This is a genomic window from Streptomyces hawaiiensis, assembly GCF_004803895.1.
Lineage (GTDB): Bacteria > Actinomycetota > Actinomycetes > Streptomycetales > Streptomycetaceae > Streptomyces > Streptomyces hawaiiensis.
The window spans coordinates 3,150,900-3,169,319 of the sequence record NZ_CP021978.1; the positions used below are offsets into that span (position 1 = coordinate 3,150,900).

An 18,420-nucleotide genomic window follows, 5' to 3' on the forward strand; every position below is an offset into this window, starting at 1 on the left:
GGTGACCGCCGTCACTGACCAGGACCCCACCGATCACGCCGATCAGCCGGACGACGACACGCACAAGGCGGGAAGCGCCGCCGCCCGGGGCGCGTCGGACGGCGAGCGTGCCACACGTGCCGACTCCACCGAAGTCTGGGACGACGGGCTCATCGCGCGCCGGGTCAACGAGACAGCCGAAGGAGACCGGTACCCCATGACGGACCACCGCTCCGCCGTTCCGCCGACGGTGACCCCGCTGGTGTACGAGGGATCGCTGCGCTCCCGGCTCGAGGCCCTGCGCGAACTCGTGGGGCTCTCCCGCACCCGCCTGGACAGCCGGACGCTCTCGGAGGCCGGCCGGGTGCTCGACGAGGCCTCCGCACGGCGCAGGCTCTCCGGACAGCACACCGTCGTCGCCATCGCGGGCGCCACCGGCAGCGGCAAGTCGCAGCTGTTCAACGCGCTCGCCGGGGTGACCATCTCGGAGACGGGCGTACGCCGTCCCACCACCGCCGCGCCCATCGCGTGCAGTTGGAGCGACGGGGGGGCCGGTCTCATCGAACGGCTCGGGATCCCGCCCCGGCTGCGCCGCCGGCCGCTGCCGACCGGGGACGGCGAGTCGCCGCTGCGCGGACTCGTCCTGATCGACCTGCCCGACCACGACTCCGCGGCCGTACAGCACCGCCGGCACGTGGACCGCATCCTGGCGCTCGTCGACGCGGTCATCTGGGTCGTCGACCCGGAGAAGTACGCCGACGCCGTCCTCCATGAGCGCTACCTGCGGCCGATGGCGGCCCACGCCGAGGTCATGTTCGTCGTCCTCAACCAGATCGACCGGCTGCCCGGGGAGGCCGCCGAGCAGGTCCTCGACGATCTGCGGCGGCTCCTCGACGAGGACGGCATCGCCCTGGGGGAGTACGGCGAACCGGGCACGACCGTGCTCGCGCTGTCCGCGCTCACCGGGGACGGTGTCGGAGAACTGCGCGAGGTACTCGGCCAGTTCGTCTCGGAGCGCGGGGCGCCGAACCGCCGTATCTCGGCCGACGTGGACATCGCCGCCGCGCGGCTGTGGCCCGTCTACGCCACTCAGCGGCGGACGGGGCTCAGCGAGCAGGCCCGGGAGGAGTTCTCCGACCGGCTCGCGGACGCGGTGGGCGCCACGGCGGCGGGCGAGGCGGCCGAGCGGGCGTGGCTGCGCAACGCCAACCGCGCCTGCGGTACGCCCTGGCTGCGGCTGTGGCGCTGGTACCAGGACCGCGGGGAGTCCACCACGGGCCGGCTCCCCTCGCGCACGCAGGCCGACGAGGAGGCGACCGCACGTCAGCGGGTCGAGCATGCGGTACGGACCGTGGCCGAGCGGGCCTCGGCCGGGCTGCCGGCGCCGTGGGCGCAGGCGGTGCGGGAGGCGGCCGTTCGCGGCTCGCAGGGGCTGCCCGAGGCACTGGACGAGCTGACCGCGCGCGCGGGCGTGCCCGCGGGGCGGCCACCGCGTCCGGGGTGGTGGCCGGTGGCCGTCCTCACGCAGGCGTCCATGACGATCCTGCAGTTCCTGGGCGGGCTGTGGCTGCTGGGCCAGATCATCGGGGTCATGTCGCCGAACCTGGGGGTGCCGGTGCTGCTGATGGTGATCGGCATCGTCGGCGGCCCGCTCATCGAGTGGAGCTGCCGGCTGGCCGCCCGCGGTCCGGCCCGGCGCTACGGACTGGAGGCGGAACGCCGGTTGCGGGAGGCGGCGGCCGGATGCGGCAGGGCCCGGGTCCTCGATCCGGTGGCGGCGGAGCTGCTGCGGTACCGGGAGGTCCGGGAGCAGTACGGGAGGGTGGTGGGGGCGGGGCGGTGAGGTGCGGGAGATACAGGGGTGCGGGCTGGTGGTGAGACCGCGGTGGTCAGGCGTGGGGCGGTGGTGAGGCCACGGCGGTGAGGCCACGGCGGTGAGGCTGCTGCCGGGCAGGGCGGCGGTGGCTCCGGGGCGAGGCGGCTGTGACGGGCCGCAGGTGGTTGCGTCGGCGCTCCGAGGCCCGCCGGCGTCACCCCTGCGGGTGGCGGCGTTGTCCACAGCCGGGCGGTGATCCACAGCGCTCAGCGGGCCCGGCCCGGCGGCGGCAGTCTGGCAGACACAGCCGTACGGGACGGGCCCGTACGCGTGTCGGCCCGGTGGGTTGCCGTGGTCCGGGCGAGGGAGGGTTCGCGATGAACGAGACGATGGTCTGCGCGGTCGGCAGGGTGGCGACGCAGCCGGTGTACCGGGAGATGGCGTCCGGCCCGTCGGCGAGGTTCCGGCTGGCGGTGACCGCGCGCTACTGGGACCGCGAGAAGAGCACGTGGACGGACGGGCACACCAACTTCTTCACGGTGTGGGCCAACCGCCAGCTGGCCACGAACACGGCGGCGTCGCTGACGGTCGGCGAGCCCGTGATCGTGCAGGGCAGGCTGAAGGTGCGGACCGACGTACGCGAGGGGCAGAGCTGGACGTCGGCGGACATCGACGCGGTGTCGATCGGCCACGATCTGGCCTGGGGCACCTCGGCCTTCAGGAGGGCGGGCAAGACGGACGCGGCGCCCTCGCCGACGCAACCCGAACCCAACTGGGAGACACCACCGGAGGGTTCCGCGGAACCAGCGGGCGGGCAGACCCAACGCGCGCCGGAGCCAGCTGTGTTGACGTGACGTCAATCGCTGAGCCACCTGCCCGAACTGCGGCTTATCGACGAGTGCGCACCGAACGACCAGGAGTGGATTTGTCGATAAGCCCTGCCCGCAAGGGATCTTGGCGATAACGATTCCGAGTCGGATCACTCGTCCGACCGTCTGACCGGCGGGCGGGGTCCCCCGCGTCCCTAGGATGCCGGACATGGCTGTCGGGACTCTTGTGTCCTGTGAGGCTTCTGATTCTGCTGGTGGGACCGTCCCCCCACGACAACGGGTCCTGCTCGAAGGGGAATTTGGTGTTTGCTTCGTTCTCTGAGCTGTTCGTACGCAGGCGAGGGGCCGCCCGCCTCGCCACCGCGACGGTGATGTCCGGGCTCGTCGCCGCCGGCGGGCTGGCCGGTGCCGGCCGGGCGGCCGCCGATGAGACGACGCAGAGTCAGGGCGGAGCGGCCGCGACGATAAGCGGCCTCAAGACGTACGGCGCGGCCGTGATACACGCCGGCACCGGCGATCAGGAGATCTCGGCGGGCCTGTTCGAGATGTCCGTCGACGGCGGCGGCATGCTGCAGACGTACTGCGTCGACCTGCACAACCCCACGCAGCGGGACGCCAAGTACCACGAGACGCCCTGGAGCGGCACGTCTCTGGGCGCCAACAAGGACGCCGGCAAGATCCGCTGGATCCTGCAGAACTCCTACCCGCAGGTGAACGACCTCGCGACGCTGGCGCGGAAGGCGGGCGTGCGCGGTGCGCTGACGGAGCAGGACGCGGCGGCCGGCACGCAGGTGGCGATCTGGCGCTACTCGGACGACGTGGCCGTCGACGCCCTCGACCCGCAGGCCGAGCAGCTCGCGGACTATCTGGAGAAGAGCGCCCGTACGCTGCCCGAGCCCCGGGCCTCGCTCACCCTCGAGCCGTCCGCGGTCTCCGGCCGGCCGGGGGAGCGGATCGGACCGGTGACGGTGCGCACCAACGCCGGCAGCGCGACGGTCACCCCGCCCGCCGACGCCGCCACGAGCGGGGTGCGAGTGGTCGACAAGCAGGGCAAGGCCGTCACCTCCGCGTCCGACGGCGGGCAGGTGTTCTTCGACGTGCCCGAGGACGCGGCAGCCGGCACGGCGGAGCTGACCGTGCAGGCTTCGACCACCGTGCCGGTCGGCCGGGCCTTCGCCTCCGAGAACCGCAGCCAGACACAGATCCTGGCCGGCTCGAGCGAGTCGACGGTGTCCGCGACGGCCGCGGCGACCTGGGCGAAGCAGGGCCCGATCCCGGCGCTGACGGCGGCGAAGAACTGTGCCGAGGGCGGCGTCGACATCATCGCGTCCAACAAGGGCGACGAGCCGTTCACCTTCGAACTGGCCGGTCTGGAGCACACCATCGCCGCGGGCGAGTCCCGCACGGTGACGGTTCCGCTCCAGGAGGACCAGGCCTACGACTTCACGATCCACGGCCCCGGCGGCTTCGAGAAGCGCTTCACCGGCATGCTGGACTGCCAGACCCGCGGCAGCGACACCGGCACCACCACCCAGACCCTCAGCGAACCGAGCCCGGCCACGGTGGGCGGCACGGCCACGGACACCAACCTCGCCGAAACGGGCAGCTCGGAGATCACTCCCATGATCGCGGGCGTCGCCATCGGCCTGGTCGTGATCGGTGGGGGGACCCTGATCGTGCTGCGGCGCAGGGAGGCGACGGCCGGGGAGTGACCCGGACTGCGGGTGTCCGAGCGGCCGGCCCGGCTCACGTGTGAGCGGGTTGGTCGGCCGCATCGGAGGAGCGCTCGAACGGTGCTCGTCACGGCGCGACGGCACGAAGCCACTCCGCCAGCGCGGAGAAGTCGGCGGCCAGGAGGCCCTTGGACGGGTCGACATGATGAAGCAACGACGGTCCAGGGTGGCCGGCGGCGACCCACTGGCGATCCATGGCGCTGATCTCGTCGTCGACCCAGATGAACGGCCGGCCGTCGGCCCACTCGACAAGGGGGCGGGTCTTCCAGTGCAGGCCGCGAGGGCCCTCCTCGACGCCGGAGTCCGGCCACTGCACCACAGGCAGATCCGGCAGACCGACGAGCGGGGCGACGACCTCGTTCGCCTCTTCCACCCAGGTCGTGGCCCAGACGAGACGGCAGCCCAGAGCCGTGAGACGCGCCCCGACGCCGGGATCGAGCCGCTGCAGCAGCGGGTTCCCTCGCTCTGCGGACGTCGAGGTGTCGGCAGGGGCGGTCTCGGCGTGGGCGGACGACGACCCGAACGGGATGAGCGGACCATCGACGTCGAGGAAAAGAAGGGGGCGCTCCGCGCTTGTCACGGCGGCACCATAACCGCGCTCGCCCCTACGGCTCACCCTGGGCGGCACGAGCACGCCTGCATACGATGCCCCACGGTCCAGGTCAGCCGAAGGATGTTGCCCAGGCTCGCCGAGTTGGAGAAGGACCTATCGCTGAGGCGCAACAGGGCCAAGGAGGGGAAGGGGGACGGTGTGGAGCCGTCAGAACTCCGCCGCGCGGTTGAGGCAGGACGGGCGACCGCTTCGGAGCTGGGCCTTCAGGTCGACGACGTGGTCGTCATCCACAACTCGGACCGGGTCGCACTGCGCCTGCTCCCGTGCGATGTTCTGGCTCGGGTCGCGCCTTCGGCGCATCTGGCTGATTCCGAGTTCGAGGTAGAGGTTGCTCGGCGTCTCGCCGACGTCGACGCTCCGGTGGCCGAGCTCGAGCCTCGGGTCGCCCCTCGAGTCCATGTGCGGGATGCCTTCGCCATCTCGCTCTGGACCTACTACGAACCAGTGGGGCCAGAGATCGCGCCGTCCGACTACGCAGACGCGTTCCTGCGGCACCATGCCGCCTTGCGGCAGATCGATCTGGACGCACCGCGTTTCACCGATCGGGTCGCCGTGGCACTGAGAGCGGTGAACGACCGGGAGCAGTCCCCTGAGCTGCTCGAATCCGACCGGGAACTCCTCAGCGACACACTCAGTGGTCTGAGCGCCGCGATCAGCACCGACCAAGCCGGCGACCAGCTGCTGCACGGCGAGCCACACCCCGGCAACCTCCTGAACACAAGGAGAGGACCGCTCTTCATAGACCTCGCCACCTGCTGCCGTGGGCCGATCGAGTTTGACCTCGCCCACGCGCCCGAAGAAGTGGGACAGCACTATGCGGGGGCCGACGACGACCTGATCCACCGGTGCCGCGCCCTGAACTGGGCGATGTTCTCGGCCTGGCGCTGGCGCCGACACGACCAGATGCCTGACCGGGACCACTGGAGAGCGGAGGGGCTCAACCTGGTTCGTGCTGCGCTTGATCGCTGCGGACCGGTCTGAACCCGAGACGACCCGAGGCTGGCCAACAGCGACCAACAGCTGAAGCCGCCCGCAGTGAACCCCAGGTCACAGCCCCCCACCCATACGCGTTTCCGCCCGGGGGTAGCCGTACGGCAAGATGGGGTGTTACTTACCGTGAGAGGGCATGAAAAGGCCCCTCACCAGCGGGTTTGTCGCCGATGAGGGGCCGTGTCAGGCAGCCTGGGCCGTCTCTGGGCCGTCGGGCGTCCCTGGGCCGTCATGTGCGTGACCGGCGGCCCGATACATCGCTGAGATGGCTTTCCGGGTCCGGGTTTCGCTGGACGGCATGAGGTGCGTGTAGACGCGGAGCGTGAAGCCGGGATCGCTGTGGCCGAGGTAGAGGCTCAGGGCCTTGATGCTCTCCCCGGCGTCCAGGAGGACCGAGGCGTAGAAGTGCCGCAGGGCGTGCATGCCGTGCTCGCGGGCGGCGGCGTGGCGCTGGCCTTTCTCGGGGGTCGGGATGATGCCGGCGGATGCGAGCGCGGGCTTCCATGCCTGGTCGTTGAACGCCTGGCTCCAGATGGCTGCGCCGATGCCGCTCGTGAAGAGGAGCCGGTGTGTGACCTTGGGGCCGGTCGGGGTCAGCCAAGGCAAGGTCACTTCGACCGGCGGGAAGCACTCCAAGTGCCGGCGGAGCGCAGTCGACACTTCCGGGTCGAGCGGGACGTCCCGCAGCTTGCCACGCTTGGGCGGGGCGAAGACCAGCGTGCCGCGAACCTTCTTGACCTGCTGACGGACGTAGAGCCAGCCGAGGTCTCCGATGTTGTCGACGGCCAAGCCGAAGATCTCACCCTGTCGCAAGCCGCACCCGGCGCCCAGGTCGACCATGGCCCGGTACCGGTCCGGCAGCCCGGCGCGTACGCCGAAGACCTGATCAGCGGACCACGGATGCACGCGTGACGGCACGGGGCGAGGTGCCTTGACCGATCGAACCCGGCAAGGGTTTGAGGCAAGGAGACGGTCGTCCACGGCCGCGTTCAGCACCGAGGAGACCGCGTCGAAGATGAGACGTCGATACTGGGCGGATGCCACGGCGTCTTCGAGCTGGCGGTTCCAGTCGCGGATGTGCTCGGGCTGGAAGGAGCCGATGGGGCGCGTTCCGAGGTAGGGCAGGGCATGAAGGCGGAGCCTGCCTTCGACGGCGGCCCGGCTGGTGAGATCGGTCGTGAGGGCTGCCAGCCAACGGTCGGTGTACTCACGGAAGGTGGTGCGGGCGGCCCTTGGGTCGATGTACTGCCCATCGGGCCATATCGGCTTCTACGTTGGTCAGCCAGGTGTCCGCCAAGCGCTTCTGCCTGTCCGGGAAGCTCTTCGACTTCTCTGTGCCGTCCGGGCCGATGTAGCGGGCGCGGTAGCGCATGCCCGTGCCGTGGCGGTCTGTCTTGACCTTGCGAGTCTTGCCGTCCGCGCCCACCTCGGTCCGGTACCAGCGGTCCTGGATATGCCCGGCCACTAGGCAGCCTCCCCAAGCTGGGAGTCCACCCACGCGCGTACGTCGTCCGGGTCGAAGCGGAGATGCCGGCCAACTCGAAAGCCGCGGGGACCGGTGCGCTTGCGGCGCCACTGGTAGACCGTCTCGACGCTGGGAAGTTCGAACATCTCGACCAGGTCGTCAGGCGTCAGGAACCGGGTCGGCAACTCTGAGGCCATGGTCAGTGCTCCCCTTCGGTGAGTTGGTCGCGTAGGGCTTCGCGGGCGGTTTCGCGGTTGAGTTGGATGTCGCGGGCGATGGTGGCGGCGAGTGCGGATTCGCCGGGGGTGTGGCCGTGTCCGGCGTACTGCCAGTCGGCGAGGACCAGGACGGTGTCGGGCTCTCGGTCGTCCAGGCCGAGGGCGGCGTGTTCCTGGGCGGCGCGGTAGTCGGCGCGGGCCTGGCGCAGGGCGCCGAGGGTGGTGGAGTACCGGCGGGACTTGGAGGAGAAGTGGCCGCGGAAGCCGAGCATGTGTGCCCAGGCCCACAGGCGCCGGTCGGGGTAGAGCGGGTCGAGCTGCTTGCAGGCCTCGATGAGGCGGCGGGTGTGGTCGGGGACTTGGTGGCGGTCGAGTTCGGAGAGTTCGCCGATGCGTCGGTCGAGGGTGCCGGTGTTCTCGGCGGCCTTGGTGGCGTACTTGGCCACGTAGGAGGCCACGGCCTGCTCGGTGATGTCGGAGCCGTCCCCGAAGGCCTTCACGGGCCTCACATCGAGCTGGGTGCCCCAGCGAAAGGTGCGGACCGGTTGGTCCTCAGCGGCCGGTACGGCGACCGAAGTGTAGGAGTGCGCAGCAGCTGCACGGATCGAGTCGGCTATGAGATCGACCGTCGCCCAGGACGGCGGAGCGGTGTCCGGTCCCTCGGGGCCGTCGATGCGGATGACGGCATGGAAGTGCAGGGCGCCCCGCTTCTGGAACTCGGCGACCTTGCCGTACGAAAGGCGGGCGCACTCCTTCAGGTCCCGCTGGGTGATGCCGGCGCGAGCGGCGATCTCGCGGCGGAGCCGGTTGGTGAAGCGCTGCCAGAGCTGCCCGGCGTGGTTGTTGAACAGCACGGCACCCGCGTAGTCGTACGTGGTCGGATCGAGGGCCGTGCCGAGCGCGCCATCGTCGGCAGCGTGGCGGACACCGCAGCGGCAGACGCCTCGGTCTGGCCGGTTGTGGACCGGGCCGAACGACGGAGCGGTGAGGGTGGCGAAGACCCGGGGGTGATCGCGGACGGTGGCGGGGATGTCGCGTCGTTCGTCTCCGGCCAGACCCGCGCGGATGAGGTGGTAGGTGTCGCCCGCGTACGTCCAGGCGCAGGACGGGCAGCGGGAGGCTCGGCGGTTGCCGCAGGCGACGCGCAGGCGCCCGCCGGGCTCATTCTCGGTGCTGTAGCGGTGCAGGGTCTCGCCGGTCGTCTTGTCCCTGGCGAGGGTCCAGCCGGTGAGGTGGATGGGGTCAGCGCAGCCGCCGGTGCGGCGAATCTGCTCGTGCCAGCGGTCGAAGTCGGAGGCCGAGGCCACCCTCAGCAGGTCGCCGAGGGTGGTCGGGTCGAGCAGCAGGTCAGGCACGGGCGCCCTCCCGCACGGGGCGGGGCTGGACGGTGCCCAGGCCGTTGCAGGCCCGGCAGTCGACGGTGATGATCCGCAGGTGGCCGTGCCGGTCGCGGCCGCCGGTGGTGATGGCGGCGGAGGCGTGTCCGTCGCAGTTCGGGCAGATGCGGGGCGCGGGTGCGGTGCGGTCGGTCATCCTGGGGGTTCCTTCCGGTTCAGTGGATCGGACAGGGACGGCGCCCGGAGCGGACGAGACTTGGCGGTTGAGGCCGCTCCGGGGGCCGGTCAGCGCCGCTTCGCCTCCGAGGCGAGGAGCGAGCGCAGGACGACGGCGCAGACGGCAACCGAGGCGCCGGTGACGGCGACCGCCAGGAGCATGGAGACCAGAACGGCGCCGACGACCAGAACCACGGCGGTACCGCCGCCGAGGAGGGCCAGAGCGGTTCCGGGTGAGCTGAACCGTCGGCCGGGACGGCGCGGGGGCCGGGGCCACCGGGGCGGGCTGCGGGGTCTGAGCGGCCGGGACGATGGTGGTCGGCTCGACCACGGCAGGCGGGCTGACCTGACCGGTCGGCGTGGGCATGCTCGGGATCTTCGGACGGAACATCAGCGGTTCTCCCTTCCGGGGGCGGGCGGTTACTTGATGACGGTGTCGATGGCGGGGCAAGGACGCTGTCGGCGAGGAGGAAACCGCCGAGCAGCAGGACGGCGATGAGCCAGGCGGGCGGGCGGATGAGCTTGACGCCGAGGTAGCCGACGACGAGCAGCGCGAGCCAGAGCGGTACTTCCATGGCGGTGGCCTCCTAGCGGACGCGGCAGCGGTGGGTGCGGGCGGCGAGCTGGGCGGCGGACTGGCTGGAGTAGTCGGAGGACCAGCCGCAGCGGTCGGCGGTGCACACGGCGGCGTACTTGGTCTGGCCGTGGCGGTCGCGATGGGTGCCGATCTGCACGGGTCCGATGCGCATCACGGAGTGGAAGTGGTCGCGGGCGGGCATGTCAGTCGGTTTCCTCTCGGGTCAGGGCCGGGTCGGGGAAGGCGGCGCGGATACCGGCGGCGGTGGCCGGGTCGGTGGTGCGGCGGGCGGCTTCCTCGGCGAGCAGGTGCGCGAGGAGGGGCCGGTTCGCGGCGGCCATCTCGCGGGCGGCGTCGAGGTGGTCGGCGGCGGTCAGGTCGGCCGGGTCGCTGGTCATGGCGTGGCTCCCGTCGAGGTCAGGCGAGTTGGGCGGCGATGGCGTCGGCCAGCTGGGGCGGGAGGCCGAGGCGGGCGCGCAGGGTGTCGGTGTCGATCGGCGAACCAGTACGGGCGTGGTGGTCGTCGGCGACCTTGCGAGCGTGGTCGACCAGCGCGGCCGGGACAGGCACCGCCGGAGCAGCGGCGACCGGGGCAGCCTCGGCAGGGGCGGACTCGGCAACCGGGAGGGCCGGGGTGTCGTCGACCGCCGGATGCGGCTCAGGCTCGGGTTCTGGTTCGGTCTCGGTAGCCAGATCGGAGTCCGGTTCGGCTACCGGGGCTGTGGGCGCCGGCGTTTCCGGCATCTGCTCTGGTGCGGAGTGGGCGAGGAGGGTGCCGCCCATGAAGGCCAGGGCGGGCCAGGGCGGGCCAGGCGGCGACGAGGATGCGTAGCCAGGCCGGGACGTCGGTCAGGTCGAGGAGTCCGGCGGTGGCGACGTTGGCGCCGAGCGAGGCGAACAGGGCGACGATGAACCAGCACCAGGCCAGCCGGGACGGCCCGTCGTTGCGCAGTCGCCGCCAGGAGGCGACCAGGAGCAGGTCGACGCTGATGGGGTAGGCCCAGGCTTTCCAGCCGTCCTGTCCGGCAGCTGCGGCGAGGTCGTGGAGGTGGGCGAAGGACAGCGCCCCGGCGATGACGGCCTGGACCAGGACGGCGTCGACGCGGAGAGCGGGGCGGGCCATCACGTCTCCTTCCGGTGATGTGGCATGGCGGGGGTAGGGACTTGGCGCGAAGCGGTCGCGCCGACCGGTGGAGCAGGGAGGAGGGTCAGGCCGTGGCGGGGGCTGTCTTGGACAGCGGCACCCGGGCCGAGGGCAACGGGCCAGCCGCGGGCCGGTAGGCGGCCAGGGCGGGCACGTCGGGGGTGCGGTCGGCGTACTTGTTGCAGGTGTTCACGGCCTGGCGCAGCGAGGTGTGCGGGGCGCGGATGCGGTGCCATCCGCCGGTGGAGTCACCGGCGATTGCGATGCCGCGTGTCTCGGCGGGGATCTGGATGGCGGCCAGGACGGCGTCCGGGGAGATGTCGCCGAAGGCCATGTTGGCGCTTGTTTCGTCGTTGACGCGGTGGGCGGTGCGGCCGGTGAGCTGGGCGCGGAGCATGGTGATGCCCTTGCCGAGTTCGGAGCCGAAGCGCTGGCCGCAGATCTCCAGGTAGATGCCGGCCGCGCGGCCGAGCTGGGCGAGACGGACCAGGGCGGTGATGATCCGGTCCCGGCGCTTCTCCTCGTCCTTGCTGGCGAACAGGGCGAGTTCGGCGACCTCGTCGACTAGGACCACGACCGGGACGGGGCGGATGTCGTCGGGCAGGTCCCAGATGTCGGCGGCGATCTCCGCATCGGGCACCGCGACACTGATGCGCTGCTCGGCTCGGATCAGTTGATAGACCTCCTCCATGTGGGACACCAGGGCTTCGAGCAGTTCCAGGGCGGTGTCGGGGTTGTCGGCCAGGGCGGAGAAGCGGCGTGCCAACGGGAACAGCTCGACGCCTTGTTTGCAGTCGATGCCGACCAGGGCGACGTCCATCGGGGCCAGCCCGGCGACCAGGTTGCGCTGGTAGACAGACTTGCCCGACTCCGTGGCCCCGAGGGTCAGGCCGTGGGGGACGGCGCGGTAGTCGCGGTAGTGCACCGAGCCGTCTTCCCGCAACGCGACAGGAACCCGCATTGGACGCGTCTCGGTCTTGGCGGGCATCTGGACCTGCTTGAGCACGTCGTAGCCGGTCATCCGCACCTCAACGACGCCGGAGCGGACCTCGCGGGAGGTCACGCCGTACATCCCGAAGGAGTGGCGCAGCCGGTCCGTGGCGGCCGATACGTCGAAGGCGTCCTGTCCGGGGCGGAGCTTGAGCCGGAGAACCAGGCCGGTCCGGGTGGGCCGTAACCGCAGGATGCGCGGCACATGGGACTCAGGCACCGGCCGGTTGGTCACCCGGGCCAGGGTGAGGCGCCAGCGCGAGGGCGGGACCGTCAGCCCGCAGGCGTCCATGACTGAGGCGTAGCGGACCAGGACCCGCACGGTCGCGATGAGGACCCCGAAGGTCAGCCAGTACCAGGCGGGGCGCCGCCACCGCAGGAGACCCGCAGCGGCGACGACCACAACTCCAGCGACCATGAACCAGGTCATGATCAGGCCGCCTCAGAGGCCGAGCCGGTGGCGGCCAGGGAGGTGACGGCGACCGCGCGGAAGGCGATGCCGTGCCGCTTCTGGCCGTTGAACTCGTTCTCCCACGGTCGGGCGATCAGCCCCGTCAGGGCCACCGGCGTGCCCATAGCCAGGTCACTGGAGATACCGGGCTCCGGGACGGTGATGGACAGGATCTCAACCTCGTTGTTCGCCGCGAACATCACGTCCACGGTCATCAGCTTGACGCCGTCGGCGTCGATAGCGATCTCACCGGTACGGCGGTCACGGACCTTGGGCTGCGGGGCCTTGGCCACCATCACGGTGGCGCCGGACGTCTCGACGGGGATCTGACGCATGATGGAACTCCCTTGAGAGGGGACGGGAGCGGCGTACTTGCTTGGCGGTGGGTCGCCGCTCCTGTGAACGTGGATGGAATGCCGCAGCAAAGCCACGGAGTGCTTTGCGCCACCATCTGGTGCGCACCAGATGTCAAGCGCTGTCGCGGGCCCGGCAACCTCAACTCGCCTGACTGTGACGGTTCCAGGAAAGCGCGCCAGGCAACGCACCGGTAGACAACAGGGGTTAACACGAGACCGGTTAACCCCTCCCGACCTGCGTCGATGTGAGGCATTCTGCTGTTACGGCTCAACAACCCCAGGAGGAACGGCAGTACGGCATGAGTGGACTCAGGGCAGCAAGAACGGCACGAGCCTGGTCACAGGAGCATCTGGTGCGGGAGATCGAGCGTCACGCACGTCAGCACATGCTCACCGTCGCCTCAACCGCGAGTTTGCGAGTGTACGTCTCAGAATGGGAGAACGGCCGACGAACGATCTCCAGCTATTACGCCAAGATCCTCTGTGCCCTCCTCGGGATCACTGACGCTGAGCTCGGAGGCGGAGCGCAGCCGCCGGCACCCACCACGGCAGACGGGTACGACGAGCTGATAGACCGGATCGACGAGGCGCGGAACGTCAGCCTGACCATGGTCCAGACGTTCATGGACCAGACTGAGTTGCTCCGGACCATCGACCGCCAGATGGGCGCCGCAAGCCTGGTCGACCAGATGACCGCCCATCTGACGCGGCTGGAGGACGCCCTTACCTTCGCCGTGCTCCCGGAGACCCGACGCCCGGTCGCTCTCGCCCTGACTGGTGCGGCAACACTCGCTGCCTGGCAGGCCCTTGACGTCGGAGCCGTCGAACGAGCCTGGCGTCACTACGAGCTGGGGAAGCGCGCCGCCCAGGAGGCCGAGGAACCCATGTACCTCGCCCACGCCGCCGCCGAGCAGGCATACGTGCTCTGCGACGCCGGACGACCCGAAATGGCGGTGCATCTGGTACGAGAGGCACAGCGTCTCGGAGGACAGGGCATGTCTCCGCGGCTCAGAGCATGGCTCCACGCAGCCGAAGCGGAGATCTGCGCCCGAGCTGGGCTCCAGGAGGATTGTCGGCGGGCTCTTGAGCTTGCGATGCGCCACTTGCCCGCAGGAGATGAAGCCCGTGATCCGGACATGCTGAGCATCTTCCTGAACGAAGGCCACCTCACCAGGTGGCGCGGGAATGCACTCGCCCTAATCGGCGATGGCGAGGCGGTGGACAACCTGTATGCCGCACTGGAGACGACCGACCCCACCTTCGTCAGAGCGTCGGCAGGACTCCACTGCGACTTGGCCCAAGCCCATCTGGCCCGCGGGGAGTACAACCACGCGAGAAAGCACCTGCGTCAAGCTCGACTCGTGGCAAGCCGAACTAAGTCAGTACGTCACAGGCGCCGGATCGAGCAACTCACGCAGCGGTTGTAGGCGACGCGCCGGGTCCTCGTGAAGCCAACACGTGAAGGAGGGCGACCAGCGTGCCCGACCCCATCAGCTCGCCGCGAGCCATCAGGCCGGGAATATCGGACAGCGGAACCCAGGCGATATGCCCCGCCTCTTCCAGATCAGTCGGCTCACCAACGAGCTTCGCCCCCTCACCGACGAAGATGTCGTGAGGTGAGTCGACCATGCCGACCATGGGCTGGTAAGTGACCACATGCTCCAGGGCGTTCGGCCGCCACCCGGTCTCTTCCTCGACCTCACGCAAGGCGGCCTGGAGGGGGTCTTCCCCCTGGTCGACGATCCCGCCCGGTAGCTCCCAGCCGAAAGCATCCGGAACGAAGCGGTACCGCCACATCATGAGCACTCGGTCTTGGTGGTCAATGACGGCAGCGATGGCCACATGATGAAGCTTGACCACATGGTGCTCGAAGCGATCGACGCCGGGCGGCTCGACGTCGACGAGGCTCAGCTTCACCCATCGGTTGTCATACAGCGTCCGCTCACCGTGGATCTGCCATGGCTCGACGTCCGCCGGCGCTTCAGTGGTCACGGAACGATCCGGCACTCGGTACGAGCTACGGCCGTGCACCTCGACGACACCCTCTGCAACCAGCTTGGCCAGCACTTGGCGCAGGGCTGTACGGCCGATCTCCAGATCTTCCGACAGGGTCCGCTCGGACGGAAGCTTGGAACCCGGCGAGTACTTGCCCTCAGCGATCCACTCACGAATCGTGCGGTAGACCCGCTCCGACTTCGGTCCCATCCGGCGAGCACGCTCCTGTCGTCCTGCTTTGTCGGCCAGCACAACTGTAGCCGGGTCCTACTCACGTGAGTAGGCAAGCGTCAGCACCGATGATCAGTCCTGCGGTAAGAGTTTCCCTACGTTCATCAAGCGTCAGCACCGATGATCAGTCCTGCGGTAAGAGTTTCCCTACGTTCATCAAGGCCCGCGCACGGCGCGGGCGCGCGCCGCCTCTGCGGCGCGGCCTGCCTCCTGTCTGCGCCCCGGCTGGCCGCGCCCGGCGGCGCGCGCGGGGGCTGCGGGCATGAAGTGGGAAACACCCTCTATGGCTGGGGCGGTCGGCTCCACGGCTTTAGGCAGCCACTTTGGGGCGAGCCTCTAAGATCATGGCCCCAACGTCGTGCTTTAACGGGCAGGTCCACAGACTGCCCGACTCGCCGGAAGCTTACGGGGCCATGATCACTCGCCCCAAAGCAGCTCCAGCCCAAAGCCGCTCCGCCGCCCTTAGTGTCAGCGAGCCTGACCGCGTGGCTCGCGGGCCGGCAAACACCCCCGCCCGTGCGATGCATTCAGCGCCACACTCGAACGATCTCAGCATCCTTAACCTCCTCAGTAGCTACGCCGGAGAATTGCACCGTCCAGCTGCTCTGCGTAGAATCAGGTTTCCCAAGAGCGTAGCCCTCAATCTTCCCGCTATTGGAATCTGCGCGGAGGCATTTCCAATTTCTGCGCTGCCCTCCTACGGTGAACTCAACTCCCGTTTGGAAAGTGCAGTGTAGGATTTCGGACTCATCATTCGGGTTTCGAATCTCGAGAGCCCAGGGCTTGACTGGGAGCGACTGTGGAGAGGGAGTATCGCCCGTATCGAACGAACGCACTCGTGTCAGCATTGTCACGCTAGAGCTCCATGGAGAGCTCAAGCATACTGCGAAATCTCCATCGATTCTCCGTCTAGGCCAGCAAGGATCGCCAATGAAATTCTCACCGAAACAACGTCGCGCCTCAGGGTCTTCGGATGACACAGAGAATGACAAGCAGCGCTCGCCTTGTTCGCGCCGAGTCACCTTGAATGCCGCTAGAAGCTTTCCTTCAGAGAAGACCGTTTTGGTAAGCACGGCTGTCGGCTTCTTGGGGTCTTTCGCTCCACATTGACTAATCGCCTGCGTGAGGATAACCGTTAGAACGGCCACAATGACGCCACTGATCACGACACCGGAATGGCGACCGAGCGCACTGAGCGCCTTCCTTTTCCAGCTTGAGGTGCTGCCATTCGAGCCCGAGGGCCCACCATCATTGGCCATACTGATAATTGTGGTTAACGATCGCCCATATGCATCTTGAGACGTCCATTCGGGTCTACGGGACCCGATACCGCACCAGGTCGGGCCTGGCGTGCGCTTGACCCGCGCATCGAGGAGGCACGGACCCATCGATTTCAGTGCCCACCGCGAGGCTGATCTCGATCAAAAGTCAGGGAGCTTATCTCGTCGATGCAACCGCGCCTTTTGATAGGCGTAAAACGGATCGACATCCGACCGATCCAATTCCCACCGGTACATCACACCGATATAGCCCACCACCATGGAACTCGAAAACATCACTAGTCGGCGCTGAGATCGGCTCACGGCTCCCGCCATCGGACCGATCCCCTCGCCTATTATCCAAGCGTCACTCTTCCGTGACCCCTTGTGAAGTTTCCACAGGTCTGGATCCTTATACAGCACCATATGCAAACTCGGGACCCGGCTGGAACCGTCGAGGAATTCGACGAATTCTGGAGGCACTGGGTACCCGTCGTGCTCAATACGACAACCGATTTGTTTCACAAAGTACCGAGCAAGATTACCTACTTGCTTATTCCATTCCTCTCCATAGATGCGCTTCATGTTGACGTACCGGGACCGATGGAGTCGTCGACCGTGACTCCACAAGTAGTCCACGAACCCATCATAGGCAAAGTCGAAAGGCTGGCTTTTGGTGTTATTGCATGAGGCGCAGAGATTCGCTCGAAACCTCACATGATGCGACTTCTTGATGGAGCGGATCTCTCGATAGGAATCATCGCCCACCCAAACAAGATTTTTCTTGGAGCCCTGAGAAAGCCTCTTAAGATTCTTCAGCTTGAACTTGTGCTCTTGAGAGTCTGCAACTGCTCCGCACCACCAGCAAAGTCCACTTGGGGCAACCTTATACGCGGCCAGATCGGCACCTTGCAGGAAGTTGTTTTCACTCACGTTACCCCCAATAATCTGCACTAGGCTCAGCGGTTCTCTGCAGCATTACCAGCTTAGAATCTGCAAGAGGAAATTGCATCATGTTTGCAGGCTGGGCTCGGTTGCACAGCATGCGTCGAACGAATGATCCGTCAAGAGGAGCAGGCTGAACGCCAGCTTCTGCCTCAAGCCCGAGCGCCCTCCCGGGGCCGTCCTGGGCCGGGGACGAGTACTCGATGACGACCAACGTCGACAACTGCGACTCAGCTACAGGTCAGAACGCTGATCATTTAGACGGCCGCACGTCACGGCCGCCAGTGATCAGGTGTGGCTGTTCTGAGAAACGAGCATGCGTAGCCGCGCCGTGGCCAGATCGCTCCCTTGTGTCCGCTTCGTGTACGTGTCACACAGTTCAGAGGCGGCACATGGGGGAGGGAGCACTGCATGTCGGTGTTGGGTGGCTATCCAGTAGGGCCGTCGGCCTGGGCCATCGAGCGGTTTGGGCGGCATGCCGGCGCGCTTGCCGCTGCGGTCCCGGTGCAACTGGCCAAGGCGCACGGGAAGGCTCATGCCGCACACCTTGCTGTGGGCCTGAAGAAGCGGAGTCCATACGGTGTCGCCCTTGCAGGGCTGGTTCGCGAGAACCTGGCGGAGACGGCGCGGGAGCTGGGGGAAGCCGTGCGCGACGTGCGCGGGTACGAGTATGCGGTGATCCATGATCACGCACTCTTCCCGTTCCGGTACGCGGACAGGCCGCGGCCCTTGGACCGAGCCCGGTTGCCGGCCAACGCGTCGCCCACTCGGCAGCGGCTGTTCCGGGCGCACGGGCCGCAACCTCCGGAAGGCCTGTTCGATGTCGATGAGGACCTGGTGACCGACGAGTACCTGGGGCTGCACGAAGTCTTCGAGGAGCTGGGAGCTTCTACCAGGCTGGTCTGTGTGTTCTTCACGGCCGACGCCGAGAGCGGCATCCATGCCATCCACTGGGGAGACGCCCACCTCGAACCCGACCGCACCTTCACATGGCCCTACAGGGAGCAGCTGCAGGTCGCTCCCGTGCAGATGGAATGACGGGCGGTGGCGCTGCTGCCTGCACACAGCCGGGTCGGAGGCTGACTGAGTCCTGGGCCGTCTGGGCCGTCCGAAGCCGACCAACGCTGACAGTCGGCACCCACGGGTGACCACCCCCACCCCACTCTGGCCTGGGCAACCGGAGTTGATCTGCCACACTGGATGGGTTATGCCTGCACCCGGAGAACTAGCGTCGTGAGCCGTTGACGTCTGCGGCACCAAGGCCGTGCCAGTTCA

At 68.3% G+C, this 18,420-nt stretch carries 16 protein-coding genes and 3 pseudogenes; 6 read left to right on the forward strand and 13 right to left on the reverse strand.

The window, feature by feature from the left end:
- Nucleotide 1 precedes the first annotated feature (1 nt).
- The 3 genes from CEB94_RS14440 (at nucleotide 2) to CEB94_RS14450 (ending at nucleotide 4,337) form a co-directional block, all read left to right on the forward strand.
- The gene (locus CEB94_RS14440; protein ID WP_175432612.1) at nucleotides 2-1,822 is read left to right on the forward strand and encodes a YfjP family GTPase; all 1,821 of its coding nucleotides are present in this window, start codon (nucleotides 2-4) and stop codon (nucleotides 1,820-1,822) included.
- 350 nt (nucleotides 1,823-2,172) lie between these two features.
- Entirely contained in the window at nucleotides 2,173-2,649 is a 477-nt protein-coding gene (locus tag CEB94_RS14445) for a single-stranded DNA-binding protein (RefSeq protein WP_175432613.1), read from the forward strand.
- Nucleotides 2,650-2,927: 278 nt separating this feature from the next.
- Nucleotides 2,928-4,337, forward strand: a complete 1,410-nt coding sequence (locus CEB94_RS14450; RefSeq protein ID WP_175432614.1) for a Cys-Gln thioester bond-forming surface protein — start codon at nucleotides 2,928-2,930, stop codon at nucleotides 4,335-4,337.
- A gap of 88 nt (nucleotides 4,338-4,425) precedes the next feature.
- Here the strand turns inward: CEB94_RS14450 and CEB94_RS14455 are convergent, their stop codons facing one another.
- Nucleotides 4,426-4,938 (reverse strand): HAD domain-containing protein, encoded by a 513-nt coding sequence (locus CEB94_RS14455; protein ID WP_246111797.1) that lies wholly within the window; start codon nucleotides 4,936-4,938, stop codon nucleotides 4,426-4,428.
- A 171-nt stretch (nucleotides 4,939-5,109) separates the two neighbouring features.
- On the opposite strand from CEB94_RS14455, the gene CEB94_RS14460 reads away from it, so the two are divergent.
- The gene (locus CEB94_RS14460) at nucleotides 5,110-5,952 is read left to right on the forward strand and encodes a phosphotransferase (protein WP_175432615.1); all 843 of its coding nucleotides are present in this window, start codon (nucleotides 5,110-5,112) and stop codon (nucleotides 5,950-5,952) included.
- Nucleotides 5,953-6,144: 192 nt separating this feature from the next.
- Here CEB94_RS14460 and CEB94_RS14465 read toward each other — a convergent pair.
- The 10 genes and pseudogenes from CEB94_RS14465 to CEB94_RS14510 form a co-directional block, all read right to left on the reverse strand.
- Nucleotides 6,145-7,426 (reverse strand): annotated as a pseudogene (locus tag CEB94_RS14465) (tyrosine-type recombinase/integrase).
- Nucleotides 7,426-7,623, reverse strand: a complete 198-nt coding sequence (locus CEB94_RS14470) for a helix-turn-helix transcriptional regulator (RefSeq protein ID WP_175432616.1) — start codon at nucleotides 7,621-7,623, stop codon at nucleotides 7,426-7,428. The pseudogene CEB94_RS14465 and the gene CEB94_RS14470 overlap by 1 nt, the downstream one beginning before the upstream one ends.
- 2 nt (nucleotides 7,624-7,625) lie before the next feature.
- A complete protein-coding gene (gene repSA / locus CEB94_RS14475) occupies nucleotides 7,626-8,999 on the reverse strand; it encodes a replication initiator protein RepSA (protein ID WP_175432617.1) in 1,374 nt (457 codons plus the stop codon).
- Nucleotides 8,992-9,177 carry a hypothetical protein gene (locus CEB94_RS14480; protein ID WP_175432618.1) on the reverse strand — a complete coding sequence of 62 codons (186 nt, stop codon included), beginning with the start codon at nucleotides 9,175-9,177 and terminating at the stop codon, nucleotides 8,992-8,994. The genes repSA and CEB94_RS14480 overlap by 8 nt, the downstream gene beginning before the upstream one ends.
- Before the next feature lie 89 nt (nucleotides 9,178-9,266).
- Nucleotides 9,267-9,588 (reverse strand): annotated as a pseudogene (locus tag CEB94_RS14485) (SpdD-like protein).
- Between the two features lie 196 nt (nucleotides 9,589-9,784).
- On the reverse strand, nucleotides 9,785-9,976 hold the full coding sequence (locus CEB94_RS14490) for a mobile element transfer protein (RefSeq protein ID WP_031108984.1): 192 nt from the start codon (nucleotides 9,974-9,976) through the stop codon (nucleotides 9,785-9,787).
- Nucleotide 9,977: 1 nt separating this feature from the next.
- Nucleotides 9,978-10,172: a hypothetical protein gene (locus CEB94_RS14495; RefSeq protein ID WP_175432619.1), complete on the reverse strand. Its 195-nt coding sequence runs from the start codon at nucleotides 10,170-10,172 to the stop codon at nucleotides 9,978-9,980.
- A gap of 19 nt (nucleotides 10,173-10,191) precedes the next feature.
- Nucleotides 10,192-10,897: pseudogene (locus tag CEB94_RS14500) on the reverse strand (DUF2637 domain-containing protein).
- Between the two features lie 85 nt (nucleotides 10,898-10,982).
- On the reverse strand, nucleotides 10,983-12,338 hold the full coding sequence (locus tag CEB94_RS14505) for an FtsK/SpoIIIE domain-containing protein (protein WP_175432620.1): 1,356 nt from the start codon (nucleotides 12,336-12,338) through the stop codon (nucleotides 10,983-10,985).
- A gap of 2 nt (nucleotides 12,339-12,340) precedes the next feature.
- Complete coding sequence (locus CEB94_RS14510) at nucleotides 12,341-12,694, reverse strand: SCO3933 family regulatory protein (RefSeq protein WP_175432621.1); 354 nt, start codon at nucleotides 12,692-12,694, stop codon at nucleotides 12,341-12,343.
- A gap of 407 nt (nucleotides 12,695-13,101) precedes the next feature.
- Between CEB94_RS14510 and CEB94_RS14515 the strand changes: the two genes are divergently transcribed.
- Entirely contained in the window at nucleotides 13,102-14,142 is a 1,041-nt protein-coding gene (locus CEB94_RS14515) for an NsdA family TPR-like regulatory protein (protein ID WP_175437006.1), read from the forward strand.
- On the opposite strand, the gene CEB94_RS14520 is transcribed toward CEB94_RS14515, so the two are convergent.
- Together CEB94_RS14520 and CEB94_RS14525 are read right to left on the reverse strand one after the other, a co-directional pair.
- A complete protein-coding gene (locus tag CEB94_RS14520) occupies nucleotides 14,126-14,920 on the reverse strand; it encodes a GntR family transcriptional regulator (protein ID WP_175432622.1) in 795 nt (264 codons plus the stop codon). The two genes, CEB94_RS14515 and CEB94_RS14520, sit on opposite strands and share 17 nt — an antisense overlap.
- Before the next feature lie 1,442 nt (nucleotides 14,921-16,362).
- Entirely contained in the window at nucleotides 16,363-17,133 is a 771-nt protein-coding gene (locus CEB94_RS14525) for a hypothetical protein (RefSeq protein ID WP_175432623.1), read from the reverse strand.
- A 423-nt stretch (nucleotides 17,134-17,556) separates the two neighbouring features.
- Here CEB94_RS14525 and CEB94_RS14530 point away from each other — a divergent pair, with 423 nt between their 5' ends.
- Nucleotides 17,557-18,183, forward strand: a complete 627-nt coding sequence (locus tag CEB94_RS14530) for a hypothetical protein (protein ID WP_175432624.1) — start codon at nucleotides 17,557-17,559, stop codon at nucleotides 18,181-18,183.
- Nucleotides 18,184-18,420 lie beyond the last annotated feature (237 nt).

Bases quoted from the DNA above. Each gene is read 5' to 3' on its own strand.
- CEB94_RS14470 (WP_175432616.1), bottom strand. From the start codon at position 7,623: ATGGCCTCAGAGTTGCCGACCCGGTTCCTGACGCCTGACGACCTGGTC.
- CEB94_RS14520 (WP_175432622.1), bottom strand. From the start codon at position 14,920: ATGGGACCGAAGTCGGAGCGGGTCTACCGCACGATTCGTGAGTGGATC.
- CEB94_RS14505 (WP_175432620.1), bottom strand. From the start codon at position 12,338: ATGACCTGGTTCATGGTCGCTGGAGTTGTGGTCGTCGCCGCTGCGGGT.
- CEB94_RS14480 (WP_175432618.1), bottom strand. From the start codon at position 9,177: ATGACCGACCGCACCGCACCCGCGCCCCGCATCTGCCCGAACTGCGAC.
- CEB94_RS14515 (WP_175437006.1), top strand. From the start codon at position 13,102: ATGCTCACCGTCGCCTCAACCGCGAGTTTGCGAGTGTACGTCTCAGAA.
- CEB94_RS14490 (WP_031108984.1), bottom strand. From the start codon at position 9,976: ATGCCCGCCCGCGACCACTTCCACTCCGTGATGCGCATCGGACCCGTG.
- CEB94_RS14510 (WP_175432621.1), bottom strand. From the start codon at position 12,694: ATGCGTCAGATCCCCGTCGAGACGTCCGGCGCCACCGTGATGGTGGCC.
- CEB94_RS14445 (WP_175432613.1), top strand. From the start codon at position 2,173: ATGAACGAGACGATGGTCTGCGCGGTCGGCAGGGTGGCGACGCAGCCG.
- CEB94_RS14530 (WP_175432624.1), top strand. From the start codon at position 17,557: ATGTCGGTGTTGGGTGGCTATCCAGTAGGGCCGTCGGCCTGGGCCATC.
- CEB94_RS14495 (WP_175432619.1), bottom strand. From the start codon at position 10,172: ATGACCAGCGACCCGGCCGACCTGACCGCCGCCGACCACCTCGACGCC.